The 18361-nt window shown below is 30.5% G+C and carries 13 protein-coding genes; 6 read left to right on the top strand and 7 right to left on the bottom strand.

What is annotated here, in order from left to right; translation table 11 throughout:
* The first annotated feature begins 41 nt into the window (after positions 1-41).
* From ACYPV9_RS02785 to ACYPV9_RS02775, 3 genes are all read left to right on the top strand, one after another.
* A complete protein-coding gene (locus tag ACYPV9_RS02785; RefSeq protein ID WP_459741525.1) occupies positions 42-953 on the top strand; it encodes an HU domain-containing protein in 912 nt (303 codons plus the stop codon).
* Between the two features lie 75 nt (positions 954-1028).
* The gene (locus ACYPV9_RS02780) at positions 1029-1538 is read left to right on the top strand and encodes an acyl-CoA thioesterase (RefSeq protein ID WP_077810333.1); all 510 of its coding nucleotides are present in this window, start codon (positions 1029-1031) and stop codon (positions 1536-1538) included.
* Between the two features lie 12 nt (positions 1539-1550).
* Entirely contained in the window at positions 1551-2042 is a 492-nt protein-coding gene (locus ACYPV9_RS02775) for a mechanosensitive ion channel family protein (protein WP_299062353.1), read from the top strand.
* Positions 2043-2083: 41 nt separating this feature from the next.
* Here ACYPV9_RS02775 and ACYPV9_RS02770 read toward each other — a convergent pair whose 3' ends face one another.
* The 5 genes from ACYPV9_RS02770 to ACYPV9_RS02750 all read right to left on the bottom strand — a co-directional run bounded on the left by ACYPV9_RS02770 (position 2084) and on the right by ACYPV9_RS02750 (position 6777).
* A complete protein-coding gene (locus ACYPV9_RS02770; protein ID WP_459741524.1) occupies positions 2084-2644 on the bottom strand; it encodes a type 1 glutamine amidotransferase domain-containing protein in 561 nt (186 codons plus the stop codon).
* Positions 2645-2779: 135 nt separating this feature from the next.
* Complete coding sequence (locus ACYPV9_RS02765; RefSeq protein ID WP_459741523.1) at positions 2780-4015, bottom strand: murein hydrolase activator EnvC family protein; 1236 nt, start codon at positions 4013-4015, stop codon at positions 2780-2782.
* Complete coding sequence (locus ACYPV9_RS02760; RefSeq protein ID WP_299062360.1) at positions 4015-4761, bottom strand: DUF4292 domain-containing protein; 747 nt, start codon at positions 4759-4761, stop codon at positions 4015-4017. Before ACYPV9_RS02760 ends, ACYPV9_RS02765 begins: the two co-directional genes overlap by 1 nt.
* Positions 4762-4786: 25 nt before the next feature.
* Positions 4787-5761: a tetratricopeptide repeat protein gene (locus ACYPV9_RS02755; RefSeq protein WP_459741522.1), complete on the bottom strand. Its 975-nt coding sequence runs from the start codon at positions 5759-5761 to the stop codon at positions 4787-4789.
* The gene (locus ACYPV9_RS02750; RefSeq protein ID WP_299062366.1) at positions 5761-6777 is read right to left on the bottom strand and encodes a sugar nucleotidyltransferase; all 1017 of its coding nucleotides are present in this window, start codon (positions 6775-6777) and stop codon (positions 5761-5763) included. Before ACYPV9_RS02750 ends, ACYPV9_RS02755 begins: the two co-directional genes overlap by 1 nt.
* 330 nt (positions 6778-7107) lie before the next feature.
* Here ACYPV9_RS02750 and ACYPV9_RS02745 point away from each other — a divergent pair, with 330 nt between their 5' ends.
* Both ACYPV9_RS02745 and ACYPV9_RS02740 read left to right on the top strand, forming a co-directional pair.
* Entirely contained in the window at positions 7108-12210 is a 5103-nt protein-coding gene (locus tag ACYPV9_RS02745) for a GEVED domain-containing protein (RefSeq protein WP_459741521.1), read from the top strand.
* 269 nt (positions 12211-12479) lie between these two features.
* Positions 12480-14348, top strand: a complete 1869-nt coding sequence (locus tag ACYPV9_RS02740; protein ID WP_459741520.1) for an ABC-F family ATP-binding cassette domain-containing protein — start codon at positions 12480-12482, stop codon at positions 14346-14348.
* A gap of 328 nt (positions 14349-14676) precedes the next feature.
* Here the strand turns inward: ACYPV9_RS02740 and ACYPV9_RS02735 are convergent, their stop codons facing one another.
* Positions 14677-15393, bottom strand: coding sequence for a 3'-5' exonuclease (locus ACYPV9_RS02735; RefSeq protein ID WP_459741519.1), 717 nt, complete (start codon positions 15391-15393; stop codon positions 14677-14679).
* An 87-nt stretch (positions 15394-15480) separates the two neighbouring features.
* Complete coding sequence (locus tag ACYPV9_RS02730; protein ID WP_459741518.1) at positions 15481-17442, bottom strand: T9SS type A sorting domain-containing protein; 1962 nt, start codon at positions 17440-17442, stop codon at positions 15481-15483.
* A 220-nt stretch (positions 17443-17662) separates the two neighbouring features.
* On the opposite strand from ACYPV9_RS02730, the gene ACYPV9_RS02725 reads away from it, so the two are divergent.
* Entirely contained in the window at positions 17663-18361 is a 699-nt protein-coding gene (locus ACYPV9_RS02725; RefSeq protein ID WP_079737488.1) for a response regulator transcription factor, read from the top strand.

Genomic DNA, 18361 nt, shown 5'->3' with positions numbered 1-18361 from the left:
ACTTTTTTCTACGAAAGGTCTAAAATTATATATTTGTTTATATGAATTTAGCCAACTATATAAACGATTTATTATACCGATACGATTGCGTAATTGTACCAGATTTTGGGGGTTTTGTAACAAATAAAATTGATGCAAAATTAGATGAAAGCACAAACACTTTCTACCCGCCTTCTAAGCAAATTACGTTTAATAGTCTTTTAAAACATAATGATGGTTTATTGGCAAATTATATAGCTTCTAGCGAGCAAATCTCTTTTGAGAAAGCTTCTACAGCCATTTCTTTGTCTGTAATTAAATGGCAAACAGAACTTCAAAAAAACGAAATTTCGTTAAACAATTTAGGTGTTATTTCTCTTAATGAGAATAAGCAAGTTATTTTTGAACCAACAACAAATGTTAACTTTTTAACGTCTTCATTTGGTTTAGCTACCGTAGAAACTTCTGCAGTAGAAAGATACAAACAACAAGTTAAGCCTTTAATTCCTGTTACTCGTTCAACAGAGAAAAGAGGCATACCAACATTTATAAAATACGCTGCTTCTGCCGCTATTTTATTAACATTAGGTTTTGCTGGTTTTAATGGTTATCAACAAAATAAACAAAACGAGGTTTTTGCAAATCAGCAAAAAGAATTAGAAAAAAAGATACAATCTGCAACTTTTGTAATTTCTAATCCGTTACCAACTTTAGAATTAAATGTGGTTAAAGAAATTGCTAAACCTTACCATGTGGTAGCTGGCGCTTTTCAAATACCAGAAAATGCAGAAACCAAAGTAAAAGAACTAATTGCAAAGGGTTTTGATGCTAAAATTATTGGTGTAAACAAATGGGGATTAACGCAAGTTACATTTAATAGTTATGCTGATAAAAATGACGCGATTAATAACCTAAACAAGATCAAAAGAACGGTTTCTAAAGACGCTTGGTTATTAGTTAAAGCCGTTAAATAATTTCACCTTTCTTTAGCTATTTTACAACACTTTTAAAAGTGTGATTACGTATCTTTGCAAAAAATTTATTTTTTGATGGAAGCAAAATCACCTAAAGAATCTTTAACCATTTTAACAGATTTAGTTTTACCAGGAGAAACTAACTATTTAGACAATCTTTTTGGAGGAGAATTACTAGCTAGAATGGATAGAGCTTGTAGTATCGCAGCAAGAAGACACTCTAGAAGAATTGTAGTTACAGCATCGGTAAACCATGTTGCATTTAACAAATCTGTACCTGTTGGTAGCGTTGTTACAGTTGAAGCTAAAGTTTCTAGAGCCTTTAAATCTTCTATGGAAGTTTACGTTGATGTTTGGATAGAAGACAGACAATCTAGACACAGAACTAAAGTAAACGAAGGTATTTACACTTTTGTTGCTGTAGATGAAACAGGTAAACCTGTACAAATAGCTCAAATAGAACCAGAAACAGATTTAGAAAAAGAACGTTTTGAAGGCGCTCTTAGACGTAAACAATTAAGCTTAGTCTTGGCTGGTAGATTAACACCAAACGAAGCTACAGAACTAAAAGCATTATTTCAGTAGAAATTAGTAACTATGGAGTTTTTAAATAATTTCAAAATATTAGAATCTGTAATTATTGTAGTAATTGCATTTTTTCTAAGACTATTCATTACAAATTCTTTAAAAAAGATTCAAACAAAATTCGGTTTTCAAAATGCCAGAATTCTTGTTACAAATAAAATTGTTACAATTCTTATTTATATAACCGTAATTGTTGTAATCGCTTTTATTTGGGGTGTAGATGAAAAACAATTATTAATATATATATCTTCATTTTTAACAATTTTAGGTATTGCTTTTTTTGCACAATGGTCTATTTTATCTAATATTACCGCTGGCTTAATTTTATATGTAAATTACCCAGTAAAAATTGGAGATACAATTACTATTTTAGAAAAAGACAATAATATAACAGGAGAAATTAGAGATATTGGCGCATTTTTTATCACCTTAAAAACTGCAGATCAAGAGTTCTTGACAGTTCCAAACTCTATCATTTTACAAAAAAATATTAAATACAAATAAAAAAAGCGCAATTAAATTGCGCTTTTTTTTGCTAGAATAAATTATGCCGTTTGAGCCTCGTGTTTACCTTCGTAAACCTCTTCTACTAACTTATTATTAAACGCTGGTAAATCGTCTGGATTTCTACTTGTTACCAAACCTTCATCTACTACCACTTCTTCATCTACCCAATTTGCACCAGCATTAATCATATCTGTTTTAATAGAATTAAAAGATGTAATTGTTCTTCCTTCTAAAACACCAGCCTCTGCTAATAACCATGGTGCATGACAAATTGCAGCTACAGGTTTATGATTTTCGAAAAATGATTTTACAAATTCTACTGCATTTTTATCTCTACGTAAAGCATCAGGATTTATAACTCCCCCAGGTAACATTAATGCATTATAATCAAATTGAGAAACCTCTTCTAGAGTTTTATCTACCTTGTAGTTTTTACCCCAATCACCATCGTTCCATGATTTAATTTCTCCAGATTTTAAAGAAACAATTTCAACAGTTGCTCCTGCTTTTTCTAAAGCTTTTTTTGGTTCGCTTAATTCACTTTCTTCAAATCCATTAGTTGCTAAAATTGCAACAGTCTTTCTATTTAAGTTTTCCATTTTTATGTAATTTTTTAATTAATAAAACATAGAACCTAGATGTTTTCTAAATTCTTACACAAAAATAGACTCAATAAAAAGCAAATATTATTGCAATCAATTTAATAATTGACACAAATAAAAAATTCTAAAAAATTATCTTTTAAGAATCCAAGAAGCAGGATTAAGCTTGGTTGTATTTTTGTACAACACAAATATTAAAGTAGTTTTTCCAGAAACTTTGTCTGTAAAAATTTGCCCTATTTTTTGACCCGTTTTTACATTATCGCCTTTTTTGACATACAATTTTTCTAAATTATTATAAGACGTAATATAATTACCATGCTGTATTAAAACATTTCTTTTACCGCCAGAAGTAACTAAAACATTTAAAATTTTACCGTTAAAAATAGCTTGTGCACTTTTACCTTTTTTAGTTATCATATGCAAACCTGTACTATTAATTGTAATACCAGGGTAAATAGGGTGCGATTGTTTACCAAATCTTCTTGTAATTAAACCCTCTTCTATTGGCCAAGGTAACTTACCTTTATTCAGCTCAAATCTTGCAGCTAAAGCCTTAGCTTCTGGCGATAAAACAAACTCGTTTTTCTTTGTTGTTTTAGGTTTATTTTTAAGTTTTTCATTTGCTAACCTATTTGCTTTGGCAATTTCATCTTTAATTATTTTATCAATTTTTTCTGCAATTCTTTTTTCAGCATTAATTTTATTCTGAATCTCTCTTTTATATTTGCGTTCTTTCTTTTTTATTGTAGAAATTAATTGCTCTTTATTTTTCTTATCGAGCTCTATTTGCTGTTTCTGATCTTTTTCTATAGAGATTAAAGTATCTTTAACTTGCTTCTGATACAATAAAGAGTCGTTTTTCTTTTTGATAACTAATGTTTGCTCACCTATTTGATCTCCCTGCCTTTTTCTAAATGAAGTATATTGCTTCATATACTCTAAACGTTTGTAAGCTTGGTAAAAATTTTGAGAAGACAGAATAAACATCATTCTACTTTGCTGAGATTTACTCTTATAAGATTTATAAATCATACTTGCATAATCTTTTTTAAGCACTGCAAGTTCTTTTTCTAACTTAGAAATTTCTGACTTATTTTTATTTATTTCTGATGATAATAATTTAGCCTCGGAATTGATAGTTCTTATTAATTTTTGCCTAACATCTATTTTTTGATTTAAATCCTTTAGATCTTCAAGAACATTTTTTTCTCTTTTTTGCTCTTTAAATAATAAGTTATTAACCTGAACGATTTCTTTTTTTAATCTTTTACGCTGTGCCTCTAGCTCTTTTTTTGTTTGACTAAAAACAGTTATACAACTAAAAAGTAAAATAAAAATTGATATGTGTAAACGAAATTTTATCACTATAAATTAATGCGTTTATATCCTTTAGGCAAAGAAAAAGATGTGTTTAATGCTGTATTAAATTCAACAGATTTTAAAGTAAAATCTATTTTTGTCGTTTTACTAACTTGCTTTGCAGTAATATTAATTTCCGCAGGAAAAACTACATTATCTATTAATTTATAAGAAGGATATTTAATTTCTAAGCTTTCTTTTTTTATTGGTGACGCAATGGCTTGAAAATCTAATTTAAAATGATTAGGATTTACTGCTGTAACAACATTAGCAAGAAGATCTTTAGCTGTTGGCGTAAGAATATAAGAATTATTTACAATTTCTACATTTTGCTTATTCTTCTTTACATCTAACATTGCTTCTCCTAAAAACAAACTTTGTAATTGTTCATAATTAATTTCTGTACCTAAAATTTTCTTTAGCATTTTAAAATCACCTTCAAAATAATTCTTTGCATATGGCGAATAATAAGCAATTGATGTTGGAGTAATTTTAGCTTTAAAAACCGTTATAAATTTGGTTCCTTTTAAAAATATTTCTTTGTCTTTTGTTATTTTTAAATACACGGTAATGCTTTGGTTTGTTTTACCGTCATTAAAATTTGCTTTAAACTTAGCGTCTATAGTTTCCTTTTTAAAATTTGCAGCAATATGCTTTCTAACAACCTTATTTACAGAAATTTCTTTTGCTTTTATGTTAGCATCTAAAACTAACTTCTTCGATTTACAAGCTGTAAAAACTAAAGTTAGCATTAATATATATTTAAAATATCGCATATTATTTTTTTAACTTTTTAGACTTTTGTTTGTACTTATTTGCTTCGGTAGTATTACCTATACCTTTATAAGAAACAGCCATTTCATTATAAAAATCTGCTTCCATATTGTCTTCAATTACAAAATCGATACCATTTTTTAAAGAAACGATAGCTTCGTTAAATTTTTCCTTCGCATTTAAAGCCTTACCATTCATTAAATACACGAATGGCTGCGCTGGAAACAGCTCGATTCCTTTTTTACTATAATCTAATAATAAGTCTGAATCTTGTTTTACATTTTCTAAAATTTGTTTTAAAAGTACATATGATTTATCAGTTTCAAACTGTTTAAAAATATTACTTACCGAAGAACTTTTTACAGGTCTTGCTTTTCTAGTTTGCTGTAAATTATCTTTTATACTTTTTAAACTAGAAGACAAAGAGTTTTCATCTTCTAAAACCTCCATCAGATTTATAGCGTTTTTAAAATCTCTATTTTTTAAATAAAGTCTTACTAAATACTCGCGCTCTTTTTTATTGATAGTAGCAATATTTTTCTGAACTTTTATTGCTTCAGAAAAATCTCTAGCTGAAACATTAATTTTTACTAAATGCTTTTGTAACCAAATATTATTAGGTTCTTGATCAATAGCTCTTTTTATATATTCTTTAGCTAAAAGTTTTTTATTTAATTCTAGGTAATTCTTAGAAAACTCAAAAAAAACAACACTATTGTTAGGTAATATTTGATTACAGTTTTCTAAATTCTCTATCGACTTTTGATAATTACCGATAGATTTTTGCGATAATGCTTTAAAGAAAAACTGCTGAAACTTTAGTTCTTTTTCTTCTGTTAAATCTACAGCTACAGGTATGCTGTCTTGTGCAAAACTATCTATTGATATTAAAAAAAAGAACAAAGCAAAAAGAGACAATTTAAAATAATGAAATTGCCCCTCTTTTAATTTATTTATTTCTTTTTTTGTAAAACTCATTAGATTAATTCTGTATAATCTCCAATACTAACAGAAGTGTATTTACCGTTGTATTTTGCATGGTTACCAATCATTGCATTGTCTAATTTTGCATTTGAAATTACAACATTTGTTTGTATTAAAGAGTTTGTTATCGTAGCATTTTCTACTACACTATTTTCTCCAATAGAAACATAAGGACCAATTTTTGTGTTTTTAAGCACAACATTTTTACCCACAAAACAAGGTTCTATAATTTCTGAATTCTCTAATACAACGTCTTTAGATACCAAATTATTACCAGCTTTATGCTCAAAATCTAAAACTTGTTTATTGGTATCTACCGTTGGATCTTTTTTACCACAATCCATCCAAGTATTTACAGTTCCTGGAATAAATTTAGCGCCGTCTTTTTTTAAAGTTTCTAAAACATTTGTTAACTGAAACTCGTTATTCTCTTTTAAATCGTTGTCAATTAAATATTGAATTTCGTCTCTAACTCTATCACCATCTTTAAAGTAGTAAATACCAATTATCGCTAAATCAGAAACAAATTCTTTTGGCTTTTCTACAAAATCTGTAATAAATCCATCTTCTAGTTTTACCACACCAAAAGCGCTTGGATCTTCTACCTGTTTTACCCAAATTGCACCATCTGCGTTAGAATCTAATTTAAAGTCTGCTTTAAATAAAGTATCTGCATAAGCTACAACACATGGGCCACTTAAAGAATCTTTAGCACAAAATAATGCATGCGCAGTTCCTAGCGCTTCTTCTTGAACATAAACAGAACCTTTCGCACCTAATTCTTTGGCTATTTCTAATAAGTTATCTTTAGTATTTGCCGGAAACCCTTTTTTAGCAGGACCAATAATAAACGCAATCTCTTCTATTTCTTCATTAACCACAGACGCAATATCTTCTACAAGTCTTTGCACAATTGGTTTTCCTGCAATTACGGTTAAAGGCTTAGGAACTGTTAATGTATGTGGTCTTAAACGAGAACCTATTCCTGCCATTGGTACTATTATCTTCATGTTTTTTTTAATCAAAAATTATCGTTGCAATATACCATTATTAAAAAGATTTTAAAAAAATTGAATCTATTAAAGTAAAATGATTTTTATAAAAAATCTATTCATAGACTTTGCTCAAACTCTTAAAATTTAGCAGAAACTATAATAGACTATCCCTGAATTCAGGGATATCAAAAAACCCTGAATTCAGGGATTGCACAATATTCAATAAATTAATAATTTTGATGAGTATTTAATAATAAATTAAGATATTTTAATAAATTATAAATGCAAAAAATAATATTATTATCAAATTAATTCAATCCCCGAATTTTTAAAAATTTTATTCACATGAAAAAAAACAGTTACTTTAAGTTAATATTTAGCTCAATCGCTATTTTAATGTTCTCCTTTTTTTTATCAAAAACAATTGTTAAAAAGAAAGAGAAAGAAGAATTGCTATCAAAAAGAAAAAAGTTAGAAAATTTTATTAAAAACAGCCCATATAAAGAAACATTAACTTGGGATAAAAAGAAAAGGAAACAAAATGGATTGCCCCCTAACAGGTATTTCGAGCAGATGTGGGAACTTACCATAAATCCTGAAACAGGAAAATTAGATGATGGTGAGTTAAACGAACTCAGAAAGAAAATAATGAAAAAAAGAGTGGCTAGAAAAACCCCCGGAAACAGCTCGAATGCATGGGAAGAAAGAGGCCCAAATAACGTAGGTGGTAGAACAAGGGTTATTATGTTCGATCCAAATGACAGTTCTAATAATACTGTTTATGCAGGTGGTGTTTCTGGAGGATTATGGAAAAACACAAACATTTCAAATTCAAATTCTCAATGGAGCAGAGTGCAAAATGTACCAGGAAACCTTTCTGTAACCTCTATTACTGTAGATCCTAGAAATTCTAATAGATGGTATGTTGGTACCGGAGAACAACATACCGCTGGAGATGTTGTAGGTAACGGAGTTTACGTTACAACAGATGGTGGTAATAATTGGTCTGCAGTTACAATTCCTGCCGCCGGACCAGATTCTTTTGATTACAACGCTTCTAATTTATTTTTAAAAGGTATTTACTATGTAAACGATGTTTTAGCTTGGGATAACGGAAACTCTACAGAACTTTTTGTTGCCGTTGGCGCTCATGTTTACGGAGATTCTTCAAGTCCGAAAAATTGGTTGGGTTTACAATCTGCTGGTATTTATAGATCTACAAATAATGGCAGTTCTTGGAGCAGAATAGAATCTTCTAATCTGTCTTACTCTTTTGGCGGATCTACGTATTATTACATTCCTAATGATTTAGAAGTTGGTGCAGATAACAAACTTTGGATGGGAACCATTGGTTCTGCACTTGGCGAAGGTGGTGGTAGAGTTTACAGTTCTACAAACGGATCTACTTGGACAGAAGCTAACGCCTCTCCTCTAACGGATTCTAATAGAGTAGAATTAGAACCATCAGCAACAAACGGAAATAAAATATATGCCTTAACTCAAGGTGTTAGCTCTCCTGTACATATTTATCAAACAACAAACAGCTTTAATACAATTACCTCTAAAGCATTGCCAAATGATGCAGATACAGGCATTTCTGCAAATGATTTCACTAGAGGTCAAGCATTTTACGACTTGGTAATCGAAGCTGATCCTGCAAACGATAATGTTTTATATGTTGGTGGAATCGATTTGTTCAAATCTACAAACGGAGGTAATTCTTGGTCTCAATTATCGCATTGGTACGGTGGTTTTGGTCAACCAAACAATGTACATGCAGATCAACATTCTATTGCGTTTGGTAATAATGATGCTTCGAAAGTGTTATTTGGTAATGATGGTGGTATTTATTATTCTGGCAACTCGGGTAGTTCTATTAACGTAAGAAACAACAACTACAATGTTACACAATTTGTAAAAGCAAGTATTGGACCAGATGGTGTTGGAGATTTAAATGGAATTTTTTCTGCTGGAGCACAAGACAACGGTACACAAGCTTTTAGAGATGCAAATACAGCCAACGGAATAAACTCTTCTGAAGATTTAAGTGATGGAGACGGATTTTACACATTTGTAGATAAAGATGGGCAATACATGATTGCAACTTATGTTTACAATGTAATTTATAGATTTAATTTACCTTGGAATGGTCAAGGAAGAATTGATGGAGGAGCAACAACTTTGTCTAGTGATCAAAGTACTGGTGATTTTGTAAACCCGATGGATTATGATAGCAATGCAAATAGACTATTATCAAATCAATCTACAGCAAGTAGTAACTCTATTTTAAGTATAAATGTAGCTTCCAACACTAAAGGATCATTAACCAATGCGGCATTAACTTCAAGTCCGACAGCATTTAGAGCTTCTCCTTTCGAAAACAATGCTTGGTATGTTGGTTTGTCTAACGGCGGATTAGTTAAACTAACAAATGTTACCAATAATTCTGCAACATTTACAACAGTTAACAATCCTTTTGTTGGCGCAATCTCTTCTATTAGGTTTGGAGAAACTGCAAACGATTTAATTGTAACAATACATAATTATGGGGTTACTAGTGTTTGGTACTCATCTAACGCAGGTAGCTCTTGGTCAAACAAAGAAGGGAATCTTCCAAATATTCCTGTAAGAGACTTTTTATTAAATCCTTTAGCACCTAACGAAGCAATTATAGCAACTCAATTAGGTGTTTGGTCTACAGAAAATTTTAACGATACAAACCCTAATTGGTCTCAATCATATAATGGTATGAGCGATGTTAGTGTTACTTCTTTAGACTATTGGAATGTATCTGGCGATAATACAAATAATAAAATAATAGCTTCTACATACGGTAGAGGTGTATTTACAGGTACATTTACCCAATCTACTGCACCAGATACGCAAGCTCCTACTACTCCAACGAACTTAATTACAAGTAATATTACAGAAAACTCTGTTCAGCTTTCTTGGAATGCATCCACAGATAATATTGGTGTTATAGGCTACGATGTTTATAGAAATGGCAACCTACTAACAACTGTTACAACTACAACCTATACATCGACAAGCTTAAGCGCAAATACTAGCTATAACTTTTATGTTATTGCAAAAGATAGTGCGGGCAATAGCTCTGTTAAGAGTACAACTATAAATGCAACAACATTAGCACCAGATACAACAGCTCCTACTGCTCCGACAGCATTAGTTTCAAATAATAAAACTGATACATCTGTAACTTTAAACTGGACAGCTTCAACAGATAACGTCGCAGTAAATTCTTACGATATTTTAAACGGAAGTACTGTTGTTGGAAACACTGCAAACACTAATTTTGTAGTAAATGGATTAACATCTAACACAACATATTCGTTCTCTGTAAAAGCAAAAGATGATGCAGGTAATATTTCTACAGCAAGTAATATTTTAACTGTTACAACAGATGTTACCCCTATTAATTATTGTGCTTCTCAAAGTTCTAATGTTAATGATGAATTTATAAGTAATGTACAACTTGGCGCAATAGACAATAATTCAGGTGCTCAGTTTTACTCAGATTTTACTAACACATCAACTAATTTAATAAAAGGTGATACTTATACTGTAACTATTACACCTACATGGACAGGAACCAAATACAACGAAGGTTACGCAGTTTGGATTGACTTTAATAAGGATGGAGATTTCACGGATGCTAATGAGCAGGTTTTATCAGTTGCACCAAACCAAAACGCAACAGTTTCGGCTTCATTTACAGTACCAGCATCTGCAATAGAATCCTCTACAAGAATGAGAGTTTCTATGAGCTACAATGCCATTCCTACATCTTGTCAAAGTTTTTCTTACGGAGAAGTTGAAGATTATACTGTAAATATTCAAGCCGCATCCGCAGATGCAATAGCACCTGTAATTACATTAAACGGAGCTTCAACTTTAGATTTAAATGTAGGCGACACTTATTCTGAACAAGGTGCAACAGCCACAGATAATGTAGACGGAAATTTAACCTCTTCTATAACTATTACTGGTAATGTAAACACAGATACAGCTGGTACATATATTAGAAATTACAATGTAAGTGACAATGCAGGAAATGCAGCAACCCAAGTTTCTAGAACAATAAATGTTAATGCAGTAAGCACTAATAATTGTGTAAACGGAGTATCAACTTTTCCTTATACTGAAAGTTTTGAAGGAAACTTAGGTACATGGTCTCAATCTTCTGCGGATGATATTGACTGGTCTATCACTTCTAACGGAACGCCTTCTGGAAACACAGGACCCTCTTCTGCTACAAACGGAAACTCATATGTTTTTGTAGAAGCATCTGGAGACGGAACTGGTTACCCAAACAAACAAGCTATTTTAAACTCACCTTGTTTTGACTTGACTAATGAGGTTTCTGCAAACTTCAGTTTTAATTACCATATGTACGGTGCAACAGATATGGGTACAATTACCTTAGAAATAAGTAATGATAACGGAACAAGTTGGACAAGTATCTGGAATGAATCTGGAAATAAAGGAAACCAGTGGTTGTCTACCAATGTAAATTTAAATGCATTTATAGGAACTACTGTTCAATTAAGATTTAATAGAATTACTGGAAGTACTTGGCAAGCAGATATCGCATTAGATAATATCGAATTAACTAGCGGTAGTAACAATAATAATGGTTGTACCGCAGAGGTAAGTTCTTTTCCTTATAACGAAGGTTTTGAAGGAAACATTGGTAGCTGGTCTCAAAACACAGACGATGATTTAAATTGGATTGTTAATACAAACGGAACACCTTCTAATAATACCGGACCTACTTCTGCCACAGAAGGTAATTCATATTTATTTGTTGAAGCTTCTGGAAACAACACTGGTTACCCAACCAAACAAGCGGTACTAACATCACCTTGTTTTGATTTATCAAGCGTATCTTCAGCTTCATTTAATTTTAATTATCACATGTATGGTGCAGCAAACACAGGAACGTTAGATGTAGAAGTTAGTGATGATAACGGTGCTTCTTGGTCGAGTATCTGGACAGAATCTGGCAACAAAGGAAACCAATGGTTAAACGCTAGTGTAGATTTATCATCATACTTAGGTAGTAATATTAAGTTAAGATTTAATAGAGTTACTGGTAATACATGGCAAGCAGATATTGCCATAGACAATGTGAGTTTAAACAATGTTGCAGCCTCTAACAACATCAGTATAGCTAATAATGATACTTTCTTTAACACTACAGACGGATCGTTTAACATTTATCCAAGCCCAGTAAAAACCGTATTAAATGTACAGTTATCTACTAGTACTGTTAATTCGTATAAAATTATTAATTCTATCGGGCAAACAATAAAATCAGGAAAATTACGAAACAACTCAATTGAAGTTTCTAATTTAAAAATTGGTATGTATTTACTAGAAATTAGCGACGGAGAAGAGAGGTTAATTAAAAAGTTTATTAAAATTTAATTTAGTAGCATTCACATAACGAATAATAAATCACTATTAAACAGTAATTTAAAATTATTGATATACTGAATTCAGGGTTCACTATCCCTGAATTCAGGGATAGTGAAAATATACTGAATTCAGGGATTGACAAGCATGTGTTTAACTTATATTTTTACAAGTATAAAAGTCATTTAGTTAGCACCCCTAATGCGTCCCCTAAAATTAAATGATTCAAAAACCCAAGCCTTTGCTTGGGTTTTTTGTTTCTTTGTAAAAAAATACAAATAGTGAATTATTTATCAGTAGAAAACATTTCTAAATCTTACGGAGAACGTATATTGTTTGACGACATCTCTTTTGGTATTAATAAAGATCAAAAAGTAGCTTTTGTGGCAAAAAACGGAAGCGGAAAAACTTCTATACTTAATATTATAGCCGGTTTAGATGTACCAGACTCTGGCCAAGTAGTAAGTAGAAAAGGAATTTCTATTGCTTACTTAGCACAAAAAGATGATATAAACCCAGATTTAACTATCGAAGAAACAATATTTGCTACAGATAATAAAATTCTATCTATTGTAAAGCAATACGAAAAAGCGTTAAAAAACTTAGACGACACAGATACTTACCAAGCTGCATTTGAGCAAATGGAACAGTTTAATGCTTGGGATTTCGAAACACAATACAAGCAGATTTTATCTAAATTAAAATTAGACGATTTATCTTTAAAAGTTGGCGCCTTGTCTGGAGGACAAAGAAAACGTTTGTCTCTTGCCATCGTTTTAATTAATAAACCAGATTTATTAATTTTAGACGAACCTACAAATCATTTAGATCTAGAAATGATAGAATGGTTAGAAGCTTTTTTTGCTAAAGAAAAAATAACACTTTTTATGGTAACGCATGACCGTTACTTTTTAGAGCGCGTATGTAACGAAATTTTAGAATTAGATGAAGGTAAAATATACAAATACAAAGGCAACTACTCTTACTACCTTCAAAATAAAGAAGAACGATTAGCATTAGAAGCCACCAACTTAAGCAAAGCTAAAAGTTTATTTAAAAAAGAATTAGATTGGATGCGTAAGCAACCAAAAGCTAGAACCACTAAATCGAAGTCTAGAACAGACGACTTCTACGCTATTAAAGAAAAAGCACATCAGCGTAGAAAAGACCATCAAGTTCAATTAGAAATTAATATGGAACGTTTGGGAAGTAAAATTCTAGAACTACATAAAGTGCATAAATCTTGGGGAGAAAAAAAGATTCTAGATGGTTTTGATTATGTTTTTAAAAGAGGAGAAAGAGTAGGAATTATTGGTAAAAACGGAACAGGAAAATCATCATTTTTAAATATTATTACCGAAAAAGCACCTTTAGATGCTGGTAAGGTAGTTTTAGGTGAAACTGTAAAATTTGGTTACTACACGCAAGCTGGTATCCAAATTAAAGAAGGGCAAAAAGTAATTGAAGTCGTAAAAGAATTTGGTGAAGAAATTCCGTTAGCAAAAGGAAGAAGAATTTCTGCATCGCAATTGCTAGAAAGATTTTTGTTTGATAAGAAAAAACAATATGATTTTGTAGAAAAACTATCAGGAGGAGAACAAAAAAGACTGTATTTGTGTGCCGTTTTAATTCAGAATCCTAACTTTTTAATTTTAGATGAACCTACCAATGATTTAGATGTAGTTACTTTAAATGTTTTAGAAAATTTTCTTTTAGACTATCCAGGAAATCTTTTAGTGGTTTCTCACGACAGATATTTCATGGATAAAATTGTAGATTCATTATTTGTTTTTAGAGGTGAAGGTGTTGTAGAAAATTTTCCTGGCAACTACTCAGATTTTAGAGCTTATGATAGTTCTATTTCTAAAGATAATTCAGAAAAAACTAGCATTAAAAAAGATGAAAAAAAAGCAACTAAAAAAAATACGAAATCTGCTTTAAGCTTTGATGAAAAAAGAGAATTCGGGGCTTTAGAAAGTGAAATAGAAAGACTTCAGAAAAGGAAAGAAACAATTGAAAAACAATTTTTAAACGTAGAAATTGCCACAGAGGATATTCCAAAAAAATCTGAAGAGTTACAAGAAATTATAGATAATTTAGAAGCAAAAGAAGAGCGTTGGCTAGAACTTTCTATGAAATTAGAAGATTAATTGTTGTTTGGGTTAATATGATGAAAACAGTAAAAATTTTCACATCACCATTTATATTTACCGTAGTTATATACCTGCTGTTAATTCAATATTTAATACTCAAAGGAGGTTTTGAAGTTTGTCGGTTTTCTGAACATCAATATATATACAAATATAGCAAACTTATATCTCGAGTATGCGTTTATATAGGTTTGCTTTTATCTTTATTATCACCATTGATAATTTGGCTACAAACAAAAAATAATTTAAAAAAGTTTAGAGTAATATTAGCAATTGCATTTTTACCTGCTTTTTATCATATATTGTTATTTATACTTTCTAAACCTAATTAAACATTTACAATATCCTTTTCTTCTAACAAAGGTTGATTATTAAATCTTAATAATACCTGCGCTACCGTAATTGTATCTTTTTCGCAATACTTAACTATTCTTTTAATGTTTTTTTCTAGGTAATAAACTTTTGCAACTTCACTCCCATCAATATCATCTTTTGGCGATGGTATCCCTAAGATTGAAGTTAGTAAATTTAGGGAAGTATAATGTTTATAATCACCAAACTTCCACAACTCTAAAGTATCTAAATGCGAAATTTCCCAAGGTTTTTTACCAAATAAATTAAGTTTTTTAGGTAATGGAATTTGATGTACAATCATTCTTCTAGCTATAAAAGGAAAATCGAACTCTTTACCGTTATGAGCACATAATATATTAGATGGTTTAGAAAAATGTGTTTCAAGTAAGTTTTTAAATTCTGTTAATAATTTAAATTCATTATCACCAAAAAAAGAAGTTACTCTAAATTGATTTTTCGCATCATTTAGAACAAAATAACCTACAGAAATACATATTATTTTACCAAATTCTGCCCAAATACCGGCTCTTTCATAAAATTCTGCTGCTGTAATTTCTTCTTTACGTTGATAACTTGTTTTTTTCTTAAATAATTCTTGAGTTGTTGTTGTTAAATTTTGCCAATCACTTTCTTCTGGTACAGTTTCTATATCTAAAAATAAGATATTGCTTAATTTCAATTTTAAATTCATCTTTTTCTTTTTCTTCTCTAAATATAGTCAAAAAAAAAGCTCCGAAATAAATCGGAGCTGTCTTAATATTGAAAAGTAGATTCGTAATTATCTTATTACCAACTTTTTTGTAGCTGTTTTACCATCTTCAGTAACTTTTACAATATAAATTCCTGCATTCATATCAGAAACATTTATTGTAGATTTTGCGCCAGAAAAACTTGCAGCATAAACTTTTTTGCCTAAAACATTAAAAATTACAATTTGCTTTACACTTGTATTATTTGTTGATACAGTAAATTCTTTATTTGTAACAGGATTTGGAAATGTTTTAAAACCTTCGATACTATTTTTAGAAACAGCAGCTGTTGCAGGTTGAAAAGAACCCATAGGAAAAGGAGTTGTTGCAGTAGCATTATTTGTACCACCTTCTAAACCGTTTACACCACTATAAGACCAATCTGTATCGTTAAAAGTAGTTCCTTTTGGTGTAGAAGAAGAACTTCTGTACGCCCAACCATCAAGATAATCCCAAGTTTCACCAGAACCATCTTTATTTACATCACCAAAAACATCTATAATTTTTCCGTTTTCGTATAATTCAATAGCGTCGTCTCCGTTAATATTTACTACACCTGTAATGTAATCTGCATTCTTACCAAAAAAATCTGTAAATCCAGTTTCACTTGAAGATATATATATAAAAGTCCCTGCAGTTACTGCTACAGCAGGAAAATTAAATTCTACAACTCCATTAGTAGAACCAGCACCATTAGAAACAGAGCTTAATCCAAATAAACTTAAATCTGCAACATCTTCTAACACGTATAACTCAACTCCTTTTGGTATTCCACCAGATAAACTACCATCAAAAACACCTGTAATAATTATATTGTTTGTTAACTCACCATAAACAACTCCTTCAACATTAAAATTAACAGCAGTTGTTCCTGTAGAAGAAAGTGTTACATCACCTTGATAATTACCAGAAACTGTAATTCCTGCTTTTAGACGAATGTAGATAATATCTTCAATTTTACCTGCATTAGGTGTAATTGATAAAGAACTACTAAAATCTGCATCTTCAGAAAAAGAAACTTCAAAATTTTCTGGTGCAGTAATGATAAAATCATCTGTTAGAAACAAACCTTCTACAGAAAAGTTTTGAACATCAGACGGACCTTCTTCTAGCGTATAACTAAATTTATTTAAAAATTCTGCATATGTAAATTGAGGATCTGCATTTTTTACCTCGCCTGTTAAAGCGACTGTAATAGAAGTTGCATCTGTAGAACTTATCGTAATATCGCCTGCATATGTATTTACACCTAAACCTTCTTTTAAACGCACGTAAATTGACGTTGACGCAACTTCACCAGAAGTTTGCATTAAAGAAATAGATTGAGCGAATGTACCAGTAGCATCGGTTGAAACTTCAAAATTTGTTGGGGCAGAAATAGTAATATCTGAAGTTAGATTAGTACCTTCTACATTAAATCCTTTTTCTGGTGATGGGCCATTTCCTTCAAAATACTCTAACAAAGATATTGTACCAATTGTATTTATTGCTGGGTCGGAACTTGGTACTGTCCAAGAAATATCATCTACTATAACTTGTTTTCCTGTTATATTTTTAATTTCTATCACTATATCTCCAGAAATATTTATACCAGAAACAGAAAATACGTGTTCATCGTAATCATCAAAAGCTTCTGATGTTCCTTTTGATACACCGTTAACAAATAATTCTACTTGCCTGTCTCCAGAACCAGTAAAACCTTTATAAAGTTTTACAGAAAAATTACCAATACCACCAGAAATAGTACTTGATGTTATTTTACTATCATCACTAGATCTTCTAAGCATTATTGCTGGTAAAGTTACACCAGCAGTATTATTTGCATTTCTAGAAGCAACATAAGTCCAAGTTATACCGCCATCTCCAACAAAGCTATTATCTGCATAAGAACCTGTAGCATTCGAATTTGCAAAAGATTCAGAGCCTTGACCATATGACAACGCGCTAAAACAAAGAGTAAATAAAAAAGTTAAAAAGTAATTTTTTTTCATGTGAATAGGATTTATAAGTTCAAGAAACAAATATAAGTTTTTAGATTTCCTTTTTTGTTACCTAATCATTAACAAACTCTAAATCAACTAACAAAAAAAGACCTTAAATTTTATCGTTAAGTAAACGTTATCTATATTCTATTTAAAATTAAATGTTTGTTAAGGATACTTTTGCTATAATAATAATTACTATTTTTGATACTTACATTTATTTAAAATCATGAATAAAAGCGATATTAAAATTCTATTAGTAGATGATGAACCAGATATTATTGAAATAGTTGGTTATAACTTAAGAAATGAAGGTTATCAAGTTTTTACTGCAAATAATGGGCAAGAAGCTATAAAATCTGCTAAAAAAAATACACCGCATTTAATTTTATTAGATATAATGATGCCTGAAATGGATGGTATCGAGGCTTGTGAAAAAATTAGAAAAATTAATTCGTTAGAAAATGTTATCATCTCATTTTTAACTGCAAGAGGAGAAGATTACTCTCAAGTAGCAGGTTTTGAAGCTGGCGCAGATGATTATATTACAAAACCTATTAAACCAAAAGTACTAGTTAGTAAGGTAAAATCTCTTTTAAGAAGATTAAAATCTGAAAAAGAAAGCGAAGAGACTTTTAAAATTGGCGATATAGTTATTGATAGAGAAGAATATGTAGTTTATAAAGCGGGTAAAAAGATTTTATTGCCTAGAAAAGAATTTGAACTATTTTCTTTATTAACATCTAAACCAGGTAAAGTTTTTAAAAGAGAAGTAATTTTAGATACCGTTTGGGGTAATGAAGTTGTAGTTGGTGGTAGAACAATAGATGTACATATTAGAAAATTAAGAGAAAAAATAGGAGACGACCATTTTAAAACCGTTAAAGGAGTTGGTTATAAATTTGTATTACTAGAAGCAGATAAATAA

The organism is Polaribacter sp. OB-PA-B3 (assembly GCF_054589375.1).
The sequence above is the reverse complement of the archived record's forward strand: the minus strand, read 5'-3'. Positions and strand labels throughout refer to the sequence as shown.